Source organism: Brevundimonas sp. T2-11 (assembly GCF_055397675.1).
In genome coordinates, this window is record NZ_AP027920.1 from 2953916 (window position 1) to 2973799 (window position 19884).

General features: G+C 67.6%; 20 protein-coding genes. 13 read left to right on the forward strand and 7 right to left on the reverse strand.

What is annotated here, in order from left to right; all coding sequences use genetic code 11:
• Nucleotides 1-5: 5 nt before the first annotated feature.
• The 5 genes from ACZ5XO_RS14305 to ACZ5XO_RS14325 form a co-directional block, all read right to left on the reverse strand.
• On the reverse strand, nucleotides 6-1448 hold the full coding sequence (locus ACZ5XO_RS14305) for an aldehyde dehydrogenase family protein (protein WP_464163061.1): 1443 nt from the start codon (nucleotides 1446-1448) through the stop codon (nucleotides 6-8).
• Between the two features lie 80 nt (nucleotides 1449-1528).
• A complete protein-coding gene (locus tag ACZ5XO_RS14310) occupies nucleotides 1529-2959 on the reverse strand; it encodes a sugar porter family MFS transporter (protein ID WP_464163062.1) in 1431 nt (476 codons plus the stop codon).
• 70 nt (nucleotides 2960-3029) lie between these two features.
• Nucleotides 3030-3788: an SDR family NAD(P)-dependent oxidoreductase gene (locus tag ACZ5XO_RS14315; protein ID WP_464163063.1), complete on the reverse strand. Its 759-nt coding sequence runs from the start codon at nucleotides 3786-3788 to the stop codon at nucleotides 3030-3032.
• Complete coding sequence (locus ACZ5XO_RS14320; protein ID WP_464163064.1) at nucleotides 3785-4936, reverse strand: fumarylacetoacetate hydrolase family protein; 1152 nt, start codon at nucleotides 4934-4936, stop codon at nucleotides 3785-3787. The genes ACZ5XO_RS14315 and ACZ5XO_RS14320 overlap by 4 nt, the downstream gene beginning before the upstream one ends.
• Before the next feature lie 101 nt (nucleotides 4937-5037).
• Nucleotides 5038-6072 carry a LacI family DNA-binding transcriptional regulator gene (locus ACZ5XO_RS14325; protein WP_464163065.1) on the reverse strand — a complete coding sequence of 345 codons (1035 nt, stop codon included), beginning with the start codon at nucleotides 6070-6072 and terminating at the stop codon, nucleotides 5038-5040.
• 174 nt (nucleotides 6073-6246) lie between these two features.
• Here ACZ5XO_RS14325 and ACZ5XO_RS14330 point away from each other — a divergent pair, with 174 nt between their 5' ends.
• The 7 genes from ACZ5XO_RS14330 to ACZ5XO_RS14360 all read left to right on the forward strand — a co-directional run bounded on the left by ACZ5XO_RS14330 (nucleotide 6247) and on the right by ACZ5XO_RS14360 (nucleotide 13437).
• On the forward strand, nucleotides 6247-6411 hold the full coding sequence (locus tag ACZ5XO_RS14330) for a hypothetical protein (protein ID WP_464163066.1): 165 nt from the start codon (nucleotides 6247-6249) through the stop codon (nucleotides 6409-6411).
• 83 nt (nucleotides 6412-6494) lie between these two features.
• Nucleotides 6495-9107, forward strand: a complete 2613-nt coding sequence (locus ACZ5XO_RS14335; protein ID WP_464163067.1) for a TonB-dependent receptor — start codon at nucleotides 6495-6497, stop codon at nucleotides 9105-9107.
• 61 nt (nucleotides 9108-9168) lie between these two features.
• A complete protein-coding gene (locus ACZ5XO_RS14340) occupies nucleotides 9169-9981 on the forward strand; it encodes a hypothetical protein (RefSeq protein WP_464163068.1) in 813 nt (270 codons plus the stop codon).
• A gap of 96 nt (nucleotides 9982-10077) precedes the next feature.
• Nucleotides 10078-12090, forward strand: coding sequence for an oxidoreductase (locus ACZ5XO_RS14345; RefSeq protein WP_464163069.1), 2013 nt, complete (start codon nucleotides 10078-10080; stop codon nucleotides 12088-12090).
• Nucleotides 12091-12103: 13 nt separating this feature from the next.
• On the forward strand, nucleotides 12104-12535 hold the full coding sequence (locus tag ACZ5XO_RS14350) for a nuclear transport factor 2 family protein (protein WP_464163070.1): 432 nt from the start codon (nucleotides 12104-12106) through the stop codon (nucleotides 12533-12535).
• A 20-nt stretch (nucleotides 12536-12555) separates the two neighbouring features.
• Nucleotides 12556-13089 carry a PadR family transcriptional regulator gene (locus ACZ5XO_RS14355; protein ID WP_464163071.1) on the forward strand — a complete coding sequence of 178 codons (534 nt, stop codon included), beginning with the start codon at nucleotides 12556-12558 and terminating at the stop codon, nucleotides 13087-13089.
• A 117-nt stretch (nucleotides 13090-13206) separates the two neighbouring features.
• Nucleotides 13207-13437, forward strand: coding sequence for an oxidoreductase (locus tag ACZ5XO_RS14360; RefSeq protein ID WP_464163072.1), 231 nt, complete (start codon nucleotides 13207-13209; stop codon nucleotides 13435-13437).
• A gap of 29 nt (nucleotides 13438-13466) precedes the next feature.
• Here ACZ5XO_RS14360 and ACZ5XO_RS14365 read toward each other — a convergent pair whose 3' ends face one another.
• Entirely contained in the window at nucleotides 13467-14387 is a 921-nt protein-coding gene (locus ACZ5XO_RS14365) for a LysR substrate-binding domain-containing protein (protein WP_464163073.1), read from the reverse strand.
• 113 nt (nucleotides 14388-14500) lie between these two features.
• Here ACZ5XO_RS14365 and ACZ5XO_RS14370 point away from each other — a divergent pair, with 113 nt between their 5' ends.
• The 5 genes from ACZ5XO_RS14370 (at nucleotide 14501) to ACZ5XO_RS14390 (ending at nucleotide 17917) form a co-directional block, all read left to right on the forward strand.
• Entirely contained in the window at nucleotides 14501-15370 is an 870-nt protein-coding gene (locus ACZ5XO_RS14370; protein ID WP_464163074.1) for a pirin family protein, read from the forward strand.
• Between the two features lie 106 nt (nucleotides 15371-15476).
• On the forward strand, nucleotides 15477-16115 hold the full coding sequence (locus ACZ5XO_RS14375) for a hydrolase (protein WP_464163075.1): 639 nt from the start codon (nucleotides 15477-15479) through the stop codon (nucleotides 16113-16115).
• Between the two features lie 63 nt (nucleotides 16116-16178).
• Nucleotides 16179-16475, forward strand: a complete 297-nt coding sequence (locus tag ACZ5XO_RS14380; RefSeq protein ID WP_464163076.1) for a putative quinol monooxygenase — start codon at nucleotides 16179-16181, stop codon at nucleotides 16473-16475.
• A gap of 118 nt (nucleotides 16476-16593) precedes the next feature.
• Complete coding sequence (locus ACZ5XO_RS14385) at nucleotides 16594-17490, forward strand: pirin family protein (protein ID WP_464163077.1); 897 nt, start codon at nucleotides 16594-16596, stop codon at nucleotides 17488-17490.
• A gap of 28 nt (nucleotides 17491-17518) precedes the next feature.
• On the forward strand, nucleotides 17519-17917 hold the full coding sequence (locus tag ACZ5XO_RS14390; protein WP_464163078.1) for an OsmC family protein: 399 nt from the start codon (nucleotides 17519-17521) through the stop codon (nucleotides 17915-17917).
• A 5-nt stretch (nucleotides 17918-17922) separates the two neighbouring features.
• Here the strand turns inward: ACZ5XO_RS14390 and ACZ5XO_RS14395 are convergent, their stop codons facing one another.
• Complete coding sequence (locus tag ACZ5XO_RS14395; RefSeq protein WP_464163079.1) at nucleotides 17923-19023, reverse strand: HPP family protein; 1101 nt, start codon at nucleotides 19021-19023, stop codon at nucleotides 17923-17925.
• Nucleotides 19024-19148: 125 nt separating this feature from the next.
• Between ACZ5XO_RS14395 and ACZ5XO_RS14400 the strand changes: the two genes are divergently transcribed.
• Nucleotides 19149-19862: a LamG-like jellyroll fold domain-containing protein gene (locus ACZ5XO_RS14400; RefSeq protein ID WP_464163080.1), complete on the forward strand. Its 714-nt coding sequence runs from the start codon at nucleotides 19149-19151 to the stop codon at nucleotides 19860-19862.
• Nucleotides 19863-19884: the final 22 nt, after the last annotated feature.

Consider the following 19884-nt stretch of genomic DNA (forward strand, 5'->3'; position numbering starts at 1 on the left):
GCCCCTCAGCCCGCCGAGTAGCTGGTCTTGATCTGGGTGTAGAACTCGACCGCCGCGAATCCCTGTTCGCGCGGGCCGTAGGACGACTTCTTCGTGCCGCCGAACGGCACATGGTAGTCCACCCCGGCGGTGGCCAGGTTGACCATGGTCATGCCGGCGCGGGCGTTCCGCTGGAAGTCGCGGGCGTGCTTCAGCGACTGGGTGACGATGCCCGCCGACAGGCCGAACTCGACGCCGTTGGCGACCGCCAGGGCCTCTTCATAGCTGGCCACGCGAATGGTCGAGGCGACCGGACCGAAGACCTCCTCGGTGTTGATCCGCGCGTCCGGCAGGGTGTCCGCGATCAGGGTCGGCTGGACGTACCAGCCCGGCTTTTCGAGGCTCAGGCGCTCGCCGCCGGTGACGATCCGGCCGCCGCCGTCCCGGGCGATGTCGATGTAGTTGTACGACACGTCGCGCTGGGCCTCGGTCACGGCCGGGCCCATCTGGCTGTTGGGGTCCAGCGCGTCGCCGACGCGAAGCGCCGCCACCTTCTCGGCCAGCAGGGCGACGAAGCGATCGTGGATGCCGTCCTGCACGATCAGACGGCTGGAGGCGGTGCAGCGCTGGCCGGTGGCGAAGAAGCTGCCGTCCAGGGCGATGTTCACCGCCCGCTCCAGATCGGCGTCGTCCAGCACGATCAGCGGGTTCTTGCCGCCCATCTCCAGTTGCACCCGGGCCTGACGCTTGATCGCCCCCTCGGCCACCCCGGCGCCGACGCCCTGCGAACCGGTGAAGGAAATGCCGTCCACACCTGGATGGGCGACGATGGCGCGGCCCACGTCGCCGTCGCCGATGACCATGTTGACCACGCCCTTGGGCAGGCCCGCCTCATGCAGGATGGCGATCAGGGCCTCGGCCGTGGCCGGAGTCGGACCGGCGGGCTTGATGACGACGGTGTTGCCGAAGGCGATGGCCGGGGCGATCTTCCAGGCCGGGATGGCGATGGGGAAGTTCCACGGCGTGATCAGGCCGAACACCCCGACGGGCTGGCGATAGGTCTGGATCTCGACGCCCGGACGGGTCGAGGCCAGGTTCTGGCCATGAACCCGCAGGGCCTCGCCGGCGAAGTATTTCAGGATGCGGGCGGCGCGCATGGTCTCGCCTATGCCCTCCGGCAGGGTCTTGCCCTCCTCGCGCGACAGCAGGCGGCCGATCTGGGGCGCACGCTCCATCAACAGGGACCCGGCCCGGTCCAGCACGTCGAAACGCACCTCGGGCGAGGCGTCGGCCCATGCCGGGAAGGCGGCGCGGGCCGCCTGAACCGCCTGATCCACTTCTGCGGCCCCGCCCTTGGGCGTGCGGGCCACGACCTCGCGCGTGTCGGACGGGTTCAGGCTCTCGCCCGACAGATCCCCGCCCACCTTCTCGCCGCCGATCCAGTGCGAAAGTTCCAGCGTATCGGTCATGGGAAAGTCCTTTCTAAGGGCGACGGGCGGCGGGGGAGCGCCGCCCGTCTTCGGGGAGAAGCATTAGCAGAGGGCGGCCGTCAGCCCATGTCTTCCAGTTCACGACCACGCGTCTCCTTCACCCAGGCCTGGACGAGGAAGAAGGAGATCAGGGCGCTGACCGCATAGAAGCCATAGGTCACGACCAGACCCAGCGTCGCCGCCATCCAGGGGAAGCTGACCGAGATGGCGAAGTTGGCGATCCACTGGGCGAAGCCGGCGACGGCCAGGGCCGAGCCGCGCATCTGGTTGGGAAACATCTCGCCCAGCATGACCCACATGACCGGACCCCAGCTGAGGTTGAAGAAGACCACATAGGCGTTGGCCGCGATCAGTGCGGTCAGGCCGGTCTGGTCGTCCAGATGCAGCGAGCCGTCGACCATGACCGCCTTGGAGAAGCACCAGGCGACGACGGCCAGGGTCACGAACATGCCCGCCGATCCGATCAGCAACAGGGGCTTGCGTCCGATCTTGTCGATCACCGCCACGGCGCCCAGGCAGGCCGCGATCGACAGGACGCCGGACAGGATGTTGATCTGCAGGGCGTCGTTTTCCGAGAAGCCCACCGACTGCCACAGCACCGCGCCGTAGTAGAAGACGATGTTGATGCCGACCAGCTGCTGGAAGACCGCCAGGATCAGACCCGCCCAGACGATGGGACGCACCTTGCGCGTGGCCGGGTCCAGCAGGTCGGCGAAGCGCGGCTTGTGGTCCGCCGCCAGCGAGGCGCGGATTTCGGCGACCTTGCGGGCGCCCGCGCCCTGGCCGAACAGCTTGGACAGCACGGCCTCGGCCTGAACGTCCTTCTTCTTGACCACCAGGAAGCGCGGGCTCTCGGGAATGGCCAGCAGGGCCAGGAAGTAGATGGCGGCCGGCACGACCTGCAGCCAGAACATCCAGCGCCAGGCCGGATAGCCCAGCCAGAACTCCGCCGTCGACCCGCCCGCCGTCTTGGCCAGGGCGTAGTTGGCGACGAAGGCCCCGGTCAGGCCGGTGATGATCATGATCTGCTGCACCGACGACAGCCGCCCCCGGATCGAGGCCGGGGTGACTTCGGAAATATAGGCCGGCGACAGGACCGAGGCCGCGCCGACGCCCAGGCCCCCGATGAAGCGGGCGATGATGAAGTGGGCCGAACTGTCCGCCGCCCCGGCCCAGATCGCCGAGATGATGAACATGACGGCGGCGATCTGCATCACCGTGCGACGCCCCACGGCGTCCGCCAGTCGGCCCGCCGCAAAGGCGCCGAAGGCGCAGCCCAGCAGGATGGCGCCGACGTTGAAGCCTGTGCCCAGCGCCGACAGGTTGAAGGCCGCCTCCAGCCCGTCCTGGGTGCCGTTGATGACCCCGGAATCATAGCCGAACATGAAGCCGCCGATGGTGGCCACGGCCACGATCAGGGCGATGAAGGCCATGTTGACCCGATCACTCCCCGCGATATCCGGGCCTGATGCCCCTGTCGGTCCCGCCATTTTCGACCCTCCCCAGGTCTTGCTTGTTCGCCGCCCGTCGTTGATGCGGACAGCAGTCGCTCAGTTTGCGTCAGCGCCAGCCCGCGTCCACGAAATACTCATGCCCGGTGATGAAGCGGGCGTCGTCCGAGGCCAGAAACAGGGCCAGGGCCGCCACGTCGCGCGGCTCGATGCGCCCCTTCAGACACTGGGCGGCGACGATCTCGGCCTCGCCCTCGGGCGTGTACCATTTCATCTGACGCGGGGTTCTGACATTGCCCGGCACGATGCAGGCGACCCGCACCCCGTCCGCGCCCAGTTCCCGCGCCAGCGCCCGCGTCATGCCCTCGATGCCCGCCTTGGCAGTCTCGTAGATCGACAGGTCCGGCAGGCCCAGATGCCAGCTGATCGAACCCAGGTTCAGGATCACCCCCCGTCCCTGCGCCCGCATCGCCGGCGCCACGGACTGGGCGGCGAAATAGAGGTGACGCAGGTTGACCGCGATCCTGTCGTCCCAGTAGGCGGGCGTGACCTCGGCCAGGGCGTGCCGGTCATCGCTGGCGGCGTTGTTGATCAGAACGTCAACGGCGCCGAAGCGGGCGACCACGTCCTTCAGCGCCGTCTGCAGCGCCTCAATCCGCGTCAGATCGCACCAGTGGAAGACCGGCGCCGGGTCCAGATGCGCCAGAGACGCCTCCAGAGCGCGGGACTCCGTCTCCGCGACGTCGAAGAAGACCACGCGCGCGCCCTGTCGAGCAAAGGCCTCGACCACGCCTGCGCCGATGCCTGACCCGCCGCCGGTGACGACCACCAGGCGGCCTTGCAGCGAAGGATAGACGGCGTCGCTCATGCCGAGGCTCCCAGCAGACCGCGTCCGGCCAGGTTCTTCATCAAGTCACCGACGCCCATCGTCCAGGGCGGCGCCTGATCACAGGTCGTGACGATATTCTCCAGCACCCCGAGCCGCTCGGACGATACCCGCACCCGGTCGCCGATCTTGTGGGTAAAGCCCTTGTCCGCCTCGCCGCGATCATCGACCGGAGCGAACATGGTGCCGAGATAGAGGGCGAAACCGTCTGGATACTGATGCGCGCTCAGGGTCTGGGCCACCAGATCCTCAGGGGCGCGGCTGATCAGCCGCATGGAGCTTTCGCCGTTCATGACGAAGCCGTCCCGCCCTTCGACCTCCAGCCGCACCGTGGCGACGCGCACGTCGTCCATGCTGAAGCCGTCGTCGAACAGACGGATGAAGGGACCGACCGCCGCCGAGGCGTTGTTGTCCTTGGCCTTGCCCAGCAGCAAGGCCGACCTCCCCTCGATGTCGCGCAGGTTCACGTCATTGCCCAGACAGGCGCCGACCGGTCGTCCGGCGGGATCGCAGACGACCACGACCTCCGGCTCCGGGTTGTTCCAGTCCGAGTCGGCCCGCACGCCGACCGCCGCGCCCCAACCCACCGAGGCCAGAACGGGCGCCTTGGTGAAGATCTCGGCATAGGGACCGATCGCCACTTCAAGATACTGCGACCACAGTCCGTCAGCGATCAGTTGCGCCTTGACCGCTTCGGCCTCGATCGAACCGGGCCGTAGGTCCTTCAGATCTCCGCCGATGCGGTCCAGCAGGCCCTGGCGGATGGCGGCGGCGGCGGCTGCGTCACCACGCGCCCTTTCCTCGATCACCCGCTCCAGAGCAGAGACCGCGAAGGTCACGCCCGACGCCTTGATGCATTGCAGATCCAGCGGCGACAGCAAGTCGACCTGTCCTTCCGGAGCCCAGGCCGTGCGGAAATCCATGTCGCCCAGCGGGCCTAGGTCGCGCCCCTGGGCGCCGGCCAGGTCCGGCGACGCCAGGGCCTGCGCCGTGGTCGATGCAACCGAAGAAATGTCCACAACCCGCCCGTCCCGCACCAGGACCGGCGTCGGCCCTTCGACCGTCTGGATACGCCCGACCAACAGAGCCTGACGCCAGTCGGACGGCAAATGTTCGATGATGGACGCCACTTTCCCCTCCGCCGACGCGAGGCGGAACCCCGGCCGGTCTCTGTGTTAGCGCTATCATCAACCCAGCCGAGACCGTCCGTCAAGTATTTTCACTGGTGAACTTATGCGGCGTTCAAAGGCGGCGCGCTCGACTCGCGCTTCACCAGAACATGATCAAGAAGGCGTTCGCCGCGCCCGCCGGCCTCGTCATCGCCCTGCGGCCCGCACAATTGGCCGATGGCCGCCTCGGCCATGTCGGCGATCGGCTGGCGAATAGTGGTCAGGGCCGGCCACAGGGTCGTGGCGATCTGGGTGTCGTCGAACCCGACGATCGTCAATTCCGCGGGCACGTTCAGCCCCCTTCGATGGGCCGCTGCAATGGCGGCGGCGGCCATTTCGTCATTGCTGGCGAAGATGGCGGTCGGCCGCTTCGTCGCCGACAACAGGCGCTCCGCCGCCTCGAATCCCGAGCGATAGGTGAAGTCCCCCGCCTCGATCAGGCCCTCGGCCGCAGGCGTGGCCGCTCGCATCTCGGTTTCGAAACCGATCAGACGCTCGGCGCTGGCCGTCTGGTTCGACGCCCCCTTGATGAAGCCGATGCGGCGATGGCCGAGCTCCAGCAGGTAACGCGTCATCTCGGCGGCGGCCGCCATGTCGTCGATGCGTATGCTGGCCGCCCCCGAGCGAAAACGTCCGGCAGCCACAGCGACCGCTTCCAGCCCGTGCGCCTGAAGCTCGGCCAGCGCCGCCCATGATTCGCCGTGCGGCGGCGGCAGCAGCACGCCCTTGACCCCCGAAGCCGCCAGTCGCGCGATCGCCCGCCGTTCGCTCTCGGGATCAACCTCGCACTTCTCGATCAGCAGTTGCGCCCCGGCCTTGTGCGCGCCTTCCAGCGCCCCGAGCAGAAATTCCGTCAGATAGCCGGCGCTGGGGTTGGAATAGAGCAGGCCGACCCTCCCCGCCCCTGCGCTGGCCAGGCTCCGCGCGGCGGCGTTGGGCGTATAGCCCAGCGCCGCCACGGCGCTCAGAACGGCCTCGCGCGTGCTCGCCCGAACGCCCGGCGCATTGTTCATCACGCGCGAGACGGTCATCGGCGAGACCCCCGCCATGCGCGCCACGTCATTGATCTTGGCGACGGCGGGTTTGCTGCCGGGCATGAGCTCCTCCGGCGCCTCCCAACGGCACCAAGGCGTCAGGAATAGCAACTGTCGCGGGAACCGCCAAAGCCTCGGTTCCGCCCCTGCGTCATCGCCCCGGCGCCGTGTCCGCTGGAGCAGTATCTGGGCAGGCTGCCGAACTATGACGAGGACGCCTACATCAGCGACAGCTGGATGTTCAACGCCTCGGCCCAGTACGATCTGACCGACCACGTCCGCCTGTCGATGACGGTCAACAACCTGTTCGACGAAGGCCTGTCACGGGCCGGAGGCGAAGGCCGCCCGGCTCGCAGACTCCGGTTCTGGAACAGTTACCGCAAGGCCTTTGCGCAAACGTGACGTAACGGAAGCTTTTCTGAAGAAAGCTCGTCGTCATCGCCTCCTACCCCGCAGCCATTGGTAAAGCTCCGGGGACAACCTTCATGACCATCGCCTTTCGTCGCGCCGCAGCCTGGCTGCTGGCGAGCACCGCCCTGTGCGCGCCCGTCCTGCTGACGCCGGCCGTCGCGGCCGCCCAGGACTCTTCGGCCGAGGCCGCGTCCGAAATCGACGAAGTCGTCGTCACCGGCCAGCGCGAGGCCCAGCGCGCCGCCATCGCCGTCAAGCGCGCGCAGTTCGAGGTCATGGACGCCGTGTCGTCCGACGACATCGGCAAGCTGCCGGATCACAACACCGCCGCCGCCCTGCGCCGCATCCCCGGCGTATCGATCATGGAGGACCAGGGCGAGCCGCGCTGGCCGATCCTGCGCGGCCTGGCCTCGACCTATAACCGCACCACCATCGACGGCGCCTTCGTCGGCTCGGTCGACGAGAGCGCCCGCACCGTGCCGATGGACATCGTCCCCTCGGTCATGGCCGGCCGCCTGGAGGTCATCAAGACGGTGACGCCCGAGAACGACGGCAACGCCATCGGCGGCGTCATCAACGTGCGAACCCGCAGCGCCTTCGACCGCAAGGGCCCCTTCTTCGACGGCATGGCCTCCTACGGTGTCTATGAGCGCAGCGGCGACGTGCGCAACGACGATCCGTCCTATCGCCTGAGCTTCGCCACCGGCCGCCGCTTCGGCGCCAATGACGAATGGGGCGTGGTGGTCGGCGCCTCGCACGAACAGCTCGACTACGACATCCCGCAGGTCGAGGTCGCCGCCCCCTCGGTGCGCGAATACGACGCCGACGGCAAACCGGTGGATTCGGGTTCGCCGACCGGCAACGGCATCCAGGTGCCGACCCAGAACCGCCTGTTCTGGTACAACAACACCAAGCAGCGTTCGGGCGTGAACGGCAAGCTGGAGTGGCGTCCGTCCAACACCTTCCGCTGGGAAGCCTCAGCCCTGTGGGCCAGCATGGAGGACGACGAGGAGCGCATCGAGTTCCGCACCGAGCCGAACGGAAACGTCTCGAACCAGACCCCGACCTCGGGAACCTTCGCGTCAGGCCGCAACATCGTCGGCCTAAACCAGCCGATCACCCGGCGCGAGATCGGCCTGGTCCGCAGCGGTTTCCAGTGGGACGCCGCGCCCCAGTGGACGCTGGACGGCGACCTGTCCTACTCCAAGGCCCAACTGGAGACGCCGAACACCGCCTATGAGTTCCGCACGGCGGCCCATTCCGACTTCGGCTTCAGCTACGACACTTCGGACTTCTTCCCGATCTTCACGCCGACCAACCCGACCGCCTTCCGCGACCCCACGCGTTACAACCTGCAGCAACGCAGGGTGTCCCTGACCACCAGCGACGAGGACACGGTGCAGGCCCGCTTCAACGCCGCCTTCGACGACGGCGGCTTCGATCGCAATCTGAAGATCAAGTTCGGCGGCCTGATCCGCTCCAGCGACCGCGCCTACGCCAGCAGCCGTACCGACTATAAGACCGCGCCCGGCTTCGCCTTCACCTTCGACGAGGTGGACGTGGCCGGCCCCAGCGAGCTGATCCAGAGCCGCTATGACCTGGGCGCCCGCATCGACGCCGGTCTGGCCGAGCGCTTCTTCGAGGCCAACCGCGACCGTTTCACAGCCACGACCGCCCTGCCGACCGGCGACTATGACGTGACCGAGGACGTCTACGCCGCCTATGGCCAGGCCAGCTATCGGATGGGCGACGTCACCGTCCTGGGCGGACTGCGCTACGAGAAGACCGAGGTGGAGTCCCAGGCCGTCCGCAACACCGGCGGCGTCCTGACCCCGGCCCACAACGAGGGCGGCTACGAGAACTGGCTGCCCAGCGTCCACCTGCGCTGGGACGTGCGCGAGGACATGGTGGTGCGCGCCGCCTGGACCAACACCATCGGCCGCGGCGACTTCGGCTCCCTGGCCGCCAGCGAGAACCTGAGCTTCGACGGCTCGCAACCCACCCTGTCGCGGGGCAACCCCAATCTGAAGCCTCGCGAGAGCGAGGGCTTCGACCTGTCGTTCGAATACTATCCGACGGACGGCCTGGTCTCGGTCGCGGTCTTCAGCAAGTCGATCGACAATGAAATCTTCACCCTCAGCGCGGTCGAGCGGATGGACGTGGGCCGGGGCCTCGAGGACGTTCTGGTCTCTACCCCGATGAACGCCCAGTCGGCCGAAATCCGCGGGATCGAGCTGGGCTTCCAGCAGGCTCTGACCATGCTGCCGGCGCCCTTCGACGGCTTCGGCGTCAGCGCCAACGCCACCTTCCTGGACACCGACTTCACCTTCCTGACCTCGGCGGGCGAGCGCCACACCGGCCTGTTCCAGCAGCCGGACACCACCACCAACGCCTCGATCTACTATCAGCGCGGTCCGCTGGAGGCCCGCATCTCGCACAACTACGTCGGCGGCTTCCTCGAGACGATCAACGACACCATTCCCAACGCCGACCAGTACTGGAAGGGCCGCCACCTCTATGACGCCTCCATCAGCTGGCGTTTCGACAACGGCATGACGGTCTTCGTCGAGGGCCAGAACCTGAACGACGCGGGCCGCCGCGAAGTGACCGGCCCGAACCGGGGCTATCTCCAGGAGTCGGCCGAGTACGGCCGCACCTTCTGGGTCGGCCTGTCCGCCAGCTTCTGATCCTGCCCTTCAGGCCGCCTTTCCGATCGGGAAGGCGGCCTTTCCGCTTGAAAGCCCCCTCATGCTGATCACGACCCTCGCCGCCCTCGCCCTGTCCGCCTCCCAGACGCCCGAAGCCCCGCCCCCCGCCCCCGTTCTCGCGGGACAGCTGGAAACCGTGCGCCGCTATCCGTCCGATGCTCGCCAGGGCGTGGCGGTCGGCCCCCACGACGTCTACGCCGTCTCCAACTGGTCCCTGACCCGCTACGACAAGGCGACCGGCGAGAAGAAGGCCCAGTGGTCGGGCGATCCCAAGCGCTTCCCCCACATCAACTCCTGCACCCTGATCAACGCCGAACTGGTCTGCGCCAGCTCCAACTTCCCCGGCACGCCGCACGTCAGCACGGTCGAGGTCTTCGACGCGCAGGACCTGCACCACATCCGCAGCGTCTCCCTGGGCCTGGGCACCGGCTCCCTGACCTGGATCGAGCGTCACGACGGCGCCTGGTGGGGGATGTTCGCCAACTATGACGGTCGCGGCGGCGAGGCTCCGCGCGACCACCGCCACACCACCCTGGTCCGCTTCGACGACCAGTGGCGGCGCACCGAGAGCTGGGCCATCCCGGCCTCCATTCTCGGCCGGATCGCGCCGATGAGCATCTCCGGCGGCGGCTGGGGCCCGGACGGACGACTCTATCTCAGCGGCCACGACCACCCCGAGCTCTATGTGGTCGCCTTCCCTGACGGCGGCGGCGTGCTGGATCACGTGGAGACCCTGGGCATGGAGGCCGAAGGTCAGGCTGTCGACTGGGACGAGAGCGAACCCGGCGTCCTTTACGGCATCACCCGCCGCACGCGCGAAATCCTGGCGATGCGGATGATGAAGTCCCGGTGACATGGCGAGATGGAGGGCGCTCACGCCCTCCCCTCTTGCATAACGTCGAGATCGGGATACTGGTTATGCAACTGATTGCATAACCAGGCGGCGACCATGGCCTATCCCGAACTGCTCAAACCCCTCGACCTCGGCTTCACCACCCTGAAGAACCGGGTGCTGATGGGCTCGATGCACGTCGGGCTGGAGGAGGTCGAGAACGGCTTCGAGCGCATGGCCGCCTTCTACGCCGAGCGGGCGCGCGGCGAGGTCGGGTTGATCGTCACCGGCGGCATTTCCCCGAATGAGCGCGGCCGTCCCATGCCCTGGGGCGCCAAGCTGACCACCGAGGAAGAGGCCGAACACCACCGGTTGGTCACCGCCGCCGTCCACGCCGAGGGCGGCAAGATTGCGCTGCAGATCCTGCACTTCGGCCGCTACGCCTACCACCCGGACCTGGTCGCCCCCTCCGCCATCCAGGCCCCCATCACGCCCTTCGCCCCCCACGCCCTGACCGGCGAAGAGGTCGAGCAGACCATCGCCGATTTCGTGAACTGCGCGGCTCTCGCCCGGTCCGCCGGCTATGACGGCGTCGAGGTCATGGGGTCCGAGGGCTATCTGATCAACGAGTTCATCGCCGCCCGCACCAACCAGCGCGACGACCAATGGGGCGGCTCGTACGAGAACCGCATCCGCCTGCCGATCGAGATCGTGCGCCGCACGCGTGAAAAGGTCGGCCCCGACTTCATCATCATCTACCGCCTGTCGATGCTGGATCTGGTCGAGGGCGGTTCGACCGCCGACGAAGTGGTGCAACTGGCCAAGGCCATAGAGGCGGCCGGAGCCACCATCCTCAACACCGGCATCGGCTGGCACGAGGCCCGCATCCCCACCATCGCCACCAGCGTCCCGCGCGCCGCCTTCGCCTGGGTGACCAAGCGCCTGAAGGGCGAGATCTCCATCCCCCTGGTCGCCACCAACCGCATCAACACCCCCGAGGTGGCCGAGGGCCTGCTGGCCGAGGGCTATTGCGACATGGTGTCGATGGCCCGTCCCCTGCTGGCCGACGCCGCCTTTGTGCAAAAGGCGCGCGAAAACCGCGCCGACGAGATCAACACCTGCATCGGCTGCAACCAAGCCTGTCTGGACCATACCTTCGCCGGCAAGATCACCTCCTGCCTGGTCAATCCGCGCGCCTGCCACGAGACCGAACTGGTCATCGCCCCGACTGAAACCGCCAAGACCATCGCCGTGGTCGGCGCCGGCCCGGCGGGCCTCGCCTTCGCCGTCACCGCCGCCGAACGCGGCCACGACGTCACCCTGATCGAAGCCGCCAGCGCGGTCGGCGGCCAGTTCAACATCGCCCGCAAGATTCCCGGCAAGGAGGAGTTCAGCGAGACCCTGCGCTACTTCCGCAAGCAACTGGACCTGACCGGTGTCAAGCTCCGTCTCAATACCCGCGCCGAGGCCAGCGCCCTGGCCGACGAGGGCTTCGACGAGATCGTCCTGGCCACCGGCGTCAGCCCGCGCACGCCCGAAATCGACGGCGTGGATCACCCCAGGACCCTGTCCTACCTCGACGTCCTGCGTGACGAGGTTCCGGTCGGGAAGAGCGTGGCCGTCATCGGCGCCGGCGGCATCGGCCATGACGTCAGCGAATACCTGGTCGAGCGGCATGGACCGCCGTCGCTGGACCGCTTCTTCCGCACCTGGGGCGTCGATCCCGACTACAAGACCGCTGGGGGGCGCACCGCGCCGCAGGTCGAACCGGCCGAGCGACAAGTCTTCCTGATGCAGCGCTCAACCGGCAAGGTCGGCGAGCGTCTGGGCCGCACCACGGGCTGGATCCATCGCGCCGCGCTCAAGATGCACGGCGTCGTCACCGCCAGCGGCGTCTCGTACAATCGCATCGACGACGAGGGCCTGCACGTCACCATCGACGGAACCGACAAGACCCTGCCGGTCGATCACGTGGTCATCTGCGCCGGGCAGGAGCCCCTGCGCGACCTGCACGACGATCTGGTCGCGCGCGGCTGCTCGGTCCGCCTGATCGGCGGCGCCGACGTGGCCGCCGAACTGGACGCCAAACGCGCCATCGACCAGGGCGTGCGCCTGGCCGCCGCCATCTGAAGGAGGAAAGCCCATGACGACGCTGAACCTGAAACCCGCCGCCGCTGCTTCCCTGGCCAGATGGCACGACATGGTGGCCCGCGCCGACGTGAGCGACCTGCGCGCCATCGTCCACCCGGATGCGACCTTCCGCTCGCCGGTGGCCTTCAAGGCCTACCACAGCGCCGACGCCCTGATCCTGGCGCTTGGCACGGTCATCACCGTGTTCCAGGACTTCGCCTACCACCGCGAAGCCGCCACCGCCGACGGCCTGAACGTGGTCCTGGAGTTCAGCGCCCGCGTCGGGGACAAGGGCGTCAAGGGCATCGACTTCATCCGCTTCGACGAGGACGGCCTGATCACCGACTTCGAGGTCATGATGCGCCCGATGAACGGGGTCCAGGCCTTGGCCGCCGAGATGGGCGCGCGCCTCGGCGCCCTTCTGCCCGCCTTCAAGGCCTCCTGAGGTTCGGCTATTCAGCCCCCATGTCCCTGCCTCACGCCCTGCTGACGTCACTGGCCGAACGCCCCGGTTCGGGGTCAGAGCTGGCGAACCGGTTTGACCGTTCGATCGGCTACTTCTGGCAGGCGACGCACCAGCAGATCTATCGCGAACTGGCCCGGCTGGAGGCCAGGGGCTGGATCCGGAGCGTCGCCGTCGAAGGCGCCCGTGGCCGAAAGCGCCGTTATGACGTCCTGCCGGAGGGACGGAGTGAACTGGCCCGCTGGACCGGCGCCGACCTTGAGCCGCCCGCCATTCGCGATGAGCTCATGGTGCGTCTGCGCGCCGAGGCGGTGCTCGGCTCCACCGGCCTGGACGCCCGGCTGATCGATCTTCTGGACCACCACCGCGCCAGGCTGGACGCATACCGCGCCATCGAACAGCGCGACTTCACTCCGCCTCCTTCTCGGCGCGACCACCGCCTGCGCCATCTGGTTCTCAAGGCCGGCATGGATTTCGAACATCAGCGGATCGTCTTCTACGAGGAAGCCCTGGCGATCCTGAACGCGGTCGATTGACGGCGATCAGACCGCCCTCGACGCACCGTCGTCATTCCGTCTCCGTTCGAACGGCGCCCCTGTCATCGAAAACCATCAATAGCGCTCTCGCACGGCCCCAGTCCGTCAGGAGCGACGATGAACCCGTTCTACTGCCTTATCGACACGCCCGAGGCCATCACGCCCGAGCTGTGCGTTCTGGCCGCCCGGACCGAACAGGCGGCTCTTCGAGAGCTGGAGGAACTGGTGCAGGCATGGCCCAGATTCGAGCGTATCGAGTTGTATCAGGGCAATGCCCGACTGCGCAGCTTCACGGCTGACGCCCTGCGCCCGCCATCCCCGGACATGGCCTGGAGCCAAGCCGCCTGAGCCGGGCGCTTCTTGAACAAGGCCCCGACCTAGCGCACCGTTTCGCCGTGGATCTGCTGTTCGGCGCACCCCTGGACCAGAAAGTCGAGCAACAGCCTGACCGAGGGCAGCAGTCCCCGCCGCGAGGGGAAGACCGCGTGGACGATCCACTTCTTCGGCCGCCAGTCGGGCAGCAGGTCGATCAGACGCCCCGCCTCCAGATCGCGCGCCACCGCCACTGTCGGCAGCAGGACAACGCCCAGCCCGTTCAGCGCCCCCTCGTGCAGCATGTGCAGGTCGTCGGTCACCAGACGGGGCGCATGGCGCACCGAGGCGGTCATCCCGTCCCTGTGGTTCAAGGCCCAGACGTGGTCGCGATGCGCCGGCCCGAAGTCCAGACTGGGCCAGTCGTTCAGATCGGCGGGGCCGCTCGGCGGCGCGAACCGCGCGATCAGCGCGGGCGAGGCCACCAGACGGTGCACGCTCTCGTCCAGCTTGCGCATGACCAGGTCCGTGACCTCCAGCGGCGGCTCGCGCACGCGGACGGCCAGATCAAAGCCCTCGCCGATGACGTCGACCCGGCGGCTGGTGCTGTGCAGATGCACCTCGACCTCGGGATAGACGGCCATGAACCGGGCGATCAGTCCGCCCATCTGATAGGTCAGCAGGCCGGGCGTGCAGGCGACACGGATGACCCCGCGCGGCTGGGCCGCCACATTGTCGATCACCGCCTGGGCCGCCTCGGCCTCGACCAGCATGGCCAGGCAGTGGCGGTAATATTCCTGACCGACCTCGGTCACCGAGAACTTGCGCGACGACCGCTGGATCAGGCGCGTGCCCAGCTGGTCCTCCAGAAAGGCGATCCGTCGGCTCAACTTGGACTTCTGCATCCCCAGAGCCCGCGCCGCCGGAGCGAAGCCGCCGTGGTCCACCACCTGGACGAAGTAATAGAGGTCGTTGAGGTCTCTCATCGTCCTATCAATAGAACGCAGCGAGGCGATTTCGCAATCTTCTGCGGTCGGCGTTCCACCGTCATAAGACCTCCAACGCGATCGGCGAGGCCCGGTCGCCAAGGAGACACACCATGAAGAAGGTTCTTGGACGTTACGGCAATGATCGCGGCCACTGGGTCGGCGACGGCTTCCCGGTTCGCTCGCTGTTTTCCTATGACAGCGTCGGCAAGCAGGTCAGCCCCTTCCTGCTGCTCGACTACGCCGGTCCTCATAACTTCGAGCCGACCGACAAACGTCGCGGCGTCGGCCAGCACCCGCACCGCGGCTTCGAGACCGTGACCATCGTCTATGACGGCGAGGTCGAGCATCGCGACTCGACCGGCCAGGGCGGCGTTATCGGCCCCGGCGACGTCCAGTGGATGACGGCGGGCGGCGGCATCCTGCACGAGGAGTTCCACTCGCCCGCCTTTGCGCGGACCGGCGGCCCCTTCCGCATGGTGCAGCTGTGGGTCAACCTGCCCGCCAGGGACAAGATGACCCGCCCGGGCTACCAGTCGATCCTGAACGCCGACATTCCAAGCGTCGCCCTGCCTGACAATGCAGGCACGGCCCGGATCATCGCCGGCGCCATGGACGACTCGAAAGGCCCGGCCAGCACCTTCACCCCCATCAATGTGTGGGACGTGCGGCTGAACCGGGACGCCGAGACGACGCTGGACCTGCCGGAAGGCCACACCGCCATCGTGGTCGTCCTGTCGGGCCACATCACCGTCAACGGCGATCAACCCGCCGGGTCCGCCGAGGCCCTGCTGCTGGACCGTCAGGGCGACAGCGTCACCCTGCACGCCGATACGGACACGACCCTGCTGATCCTGACCGGAGAGCCGATCGACGAGCCCATCGTCGGCTACGGCCCCTTCGTGATGAACAGCGAGGACGAGATCCGCGCCGCCATCACGGACTTCAACAGCGGCCGCTTCGGCGACATCCCGGCCGCCTGATCCCTCTCACGAAAACGTAAGGCCCGGTCTTCGAACCGGGCCGCAACCCCCGCCCCGAACGGACATTTGTCCGAGCGCGGCCCCATGCCTGAAAGGAACGACCCCCATGACCAGCGAACCGATCCGCGACCCCAAGAGCGACGACCTTCTGACGCCCGAGAATTCGGCCTTCATCATCATCGACTATCAACCGGTCCAGGTGAACTCGATCGCCTCGATGGACCGCCAGCTTCTGGTCAACAACATCGTCGGCACGGCCAAGGCCGCCGTCGCCTATGGCCTGCCCATCGTTCACTCGACGGTCAATGTGAAGACCGGGCTGAACAAGCCGCCGATCGGGCAACTGCGCAAGGTCCTGGCCGACTATCCGACCTATGACCGCACCACGATCAACTCCTGGGAAGACGTGGAATTCCGCAAGGCGGTCGAGGCGACCGGCCGCAAGAAGCTGATCATGACGGCCCTGTGGACCGAGGCCTGCCTGACCTTCCCGGCGCTCGACGCCCTGCGCGAAGGCTATGAGGTCTATGTCGTGGCCGACGCCGTCGGCGGCACCTCGACCACGGCCCACGACATGGCCCTGCGCCGCATCGAACAGGCCGGCGGCAAGATGATCTCCGTCCCGCAGCTCTTCTGCGAACTGCAGCGTGACTGGAAGCGGTCGGAAACCGTTCCCGCCTTCATGAACCTGTTCATCGAAACCGGCGGCACGGCCGGGATTCAGTTCTCCTACGACAAGGACTGATCCCTCATGGGCGGTCCGTTTCCCCGACCGGACCGCCCCCCTTTTCTTCCGAGGAGGCCCGCCATGGCCGAACTGTTCGTCACTGTCGGCCTGCGCGCCAAGGCCGGAAAGGAAGAGGCCCTGAGGCAGGACCTCATCGCCGTCGCCCGCACCTCCCAGCATGAGGAAGGCGCCCTGCGCTACGAACTCTACGAGGACAGCGGCCAGCCCGGCCTCTTCATCTTCATCGAGCACTGGGCGTCCGAAGCGGCCCAGTCGAAACATCACAACGACGGCCCCCACATCCGGCATTTCCATGAGCACGGCGCCGCCAATGTCGAGCGGACCGAATTCTTCCACCGCCTAGACCGCCTCGCCTGAGACCGCCTCGCCCTTTCCGATGGCCCATCGCTGAATGGCCGCAGGTCCGGGACGCTTTGCGCTCTGAAACCGCCACCGTGCAGACTACACTCAACACCATCTCGGAGGAGAAAGCCCCATGATCGAACTCGTCATCGACCAGCGCCGCAAGGATCTCGGCGGCTTCGAGGTCGGCCGCGTTCTGCCCTACGCCAGGCGCCGCTCAGTCGGTCCGTTCGTCTTCTTCGATCACATGGGCCCGGTCGACATGCCGGCCGGCCTGCCCCAGAGCGTCGACGTGCGCCCCCACCCGCACATCGGCATCTCGACCCTGACCTATCTGTTCGACGGCGAGATCACGCACCGCGACAGCCTGGGCGTCCAGCAGGACATCCGCCCGGCCGAGGTCAATTGGATGACCGCCGGCAGCGGCGTCACCCATTCCGAACGCTTCGAGCGCGCCCGCCGCGAAGGCGCCCGCCTGGAAGGCATCCAGGCCTGGGTCGCCCTGCCTGACGGCCAGGAAGAGATCGCCCCCTCCTTCCAGCACGTCGGAACCGCCGACCTGCCGACCTGGAGCGAGGACGGGATCAAGGGTCGCCTGACGGCCGGCGAGGCTTTCGGCATGAAGGCCGGGGTCAGCACCTTCTCGCCCCTGCACTATCTGCACCTTGAGCTGGAGCCCGGCGCCCGCTTCCAGACTCCGGCCGAGCATTCCGAGAGCGCGGTCTATGTCGTCTCGGGTCTGGTCGAGATCGACGACGGCCGCCCCATCGGTCACGGCCAGATGGCGGTGCTGGAAAAGAAGATCGCCTCGGTGATCTGCGCCCTTGAACCCTCGACCGTCATGGTCCTGGGCGGAGAGCCGGTCGGCGAGCGCTTCATCGACTGGAACTTCGTCTCCTCGTCGAAGGACCGCATCGAACAGGCCAAGGCCGACTGGCGCGCCGGACGCATGAAGCTGCCCGACATGGACGATCAGGAGTTCATCCCCCTGCCGCCCGACCCCGCAGATTCCGCCCCTCCCATGTCCTGACCCCAGCCTTCTGAACGGAACCGCACTCATGGCTATCGCCCACGCCCATATCGGAACCGCCCGCTACCGGACATCGATCCGGACGGGCGGCGACCTGAAGCACGAGCTGACCGCCGACGAACCCGAACGCCTGGGCGGCGCCGACAGCGGCCCGGCCCCCTTCGACCTGCTGATCTCGGCGCTCGGCGCCTGCACCGCCGTCACCCTGACCATGTACGCCGAAAAGAAGGGCTGGCCGCTGGAAGGGCTGGACGTGCGTCTGGAATATCTGGGCGGTGAGACCCCGCCGCGCATCGAGCGGGTGCTGACGCCGGCCGGACCTCTGGACGAGGCCCAGCGCGCCCGCCTGGCCGATGTGGCCGAACGCACGCCCGTCACCCTGGCCGTCAAGAACGGCGTGCCGGTGCATACGACCCTGGCGCCCTGAAGGGCCTATGCGGCTCGCGCCGACACCACCGCCTCGACCACGTGCGCGCGATAGAGCACGTTGAGCAGGTCCGTCTGGGTGATGATGCCCACCAGAACCCCGTCGTCGTCGACCACCAGGGCCTCGTGCACGGCGCCGCTGGACAGCACCGGCATGAGCGCTTCCACCGGACTGTTCAGCGCCACGGTGAAGGCGGCGCGATTCTCCAGCTGGCCAACGAGGCGAAGTCCCCCGGCCAGCAGCTCCGCCCGTCGCGCCAGCCCCACCACGCGTCCCCGCGCGTCAACCACCGGCGCCGTTCTCAGGTCGTGCGCCTGTAGCCGGTCCAGGGCGCTTTTCGCCGTCTGCTCCGCACTGACGGAAACCACGTCCCGGGACATGACGTCGGCGCAGGGGATGGCCGCGTGCAGTCGCTCGTGCGCCTGGACCTCGACCTGGCGGAACAGGGCGTCGAGGTCGTCGTGGCTCACGTCCAGCAACTGGCCGTAGTGCGCCAGCGCGTTGTCGATATCGGTCCGCGTATAGCCGAAACGCTCCGTGGGCGGCCGATCACGCGTATGATGCGGACTGGAAGCCTGATCGACGCGATGCGGATAGGCGCGGCCGGACAAGCGGCCATAGACGCTCGCCGCCAGCACCAAGAGGGCAGAGCAAAGCCCGACCGGGACGAGGGGGTAATCCAGACCCACCGGCGTCGATGACGATGCGGCGAGCGCAGCGCCGAGCGCCATGGCGCCGCCTGGCGGATGCAGACACCCCAGCACGCTCATGGCGAAGATGGCCAGACCCGTCCCCGCCACGGCCGCCAACAAGGGATCCGGGATCAGCAAACCACAGGTTACGCCTATGAGGGCTGACAAGATGTTGCCGCCGATGACCGCGCGCGGCTGGGCCAGAGGGCTGGCGGGCAAGGCGAACACCAGGACGGCCGAGGCGCCGATCGGCGCCGCCAGGAGGGGGACTAAAGAAAGCCGTCCCTCGGTCAGACTGCGCGCCAGAATTCCACAGGCCGCAATCCCCAGGGCCGCACCCAGGCTGTATCGAAACGCCTCCTTCCAGGATGTGGAGAGGCCTTTCGCCAGCAGATGTTTCAGAACCGGAACCATGGGGCGACATCTGCCCCGGTCCGATGGCGGCCTCAAGGCAGATGAACTGCCCCCGGGCGCTAGAAATTCTACCATCCCCGTCTAGTCTGTCGCTCACCGTCCCGCATCGACCAGGGAGTTCCAGCTTGCCCCTTCCCCTTGAATCTGTCGGCCGCCGCGCCGTCCTGGCCGGCGGACTGGCGCTGGCGACCAGTCGATGCGCAACGCTCGCCGCCCCCCCGGCGCGCCCGACCCTGTGGACCTTCGACCGCCTGTCCCAGGTGGGCGGGCACGCGATGAAGGTGGAAGGAGCCCCCCGGCTGAGCGACTCGCCCTACGGCGGCGCCTTGCTGTTCAACGGCGTCGACGACGCCCTCTTTATCGACAACCACCCCCTGGCCGGCGCCGGGCAGTTCACCTTCGAGGCCCTGTTCCGACCAGACGGCGGCGCACACGAACAGCGCTGGTTTCACCTTCAGGAAACGCCGCCGGCGACGGGGGTCGATCAATGGCCCGGCACGCGTTTCCTGTTCGAGATCCGGGTCTATGACCGCCAGTGGTGCCTGGACGCCTTCACAAGGGGACCGGGCTACAGCGAGGTGCTGATCTTCCCGGACAAGCTGCACCCGATCGGCGAATGGGCCCATGTCGCCCAGACCTATGACGGCGCGACCTATCGCAGCTTCGTCAACGGCGTGCTGCAAGGCGAGACCCCCATGGTCTTCACCCCCCAGGGCTCGGGCGCGAGCTCGGTGGGCTGCCGCTTCAACCGGGTGAACTACTTCAACGGAGCCGTGCGGGCGGCGGCCTTTTCGCATACCGCCCTGGCGCCCTCGGCCTTTTCGCTGCTCAGGTCCTGACACCGGTTTCTCTTCATCAGGA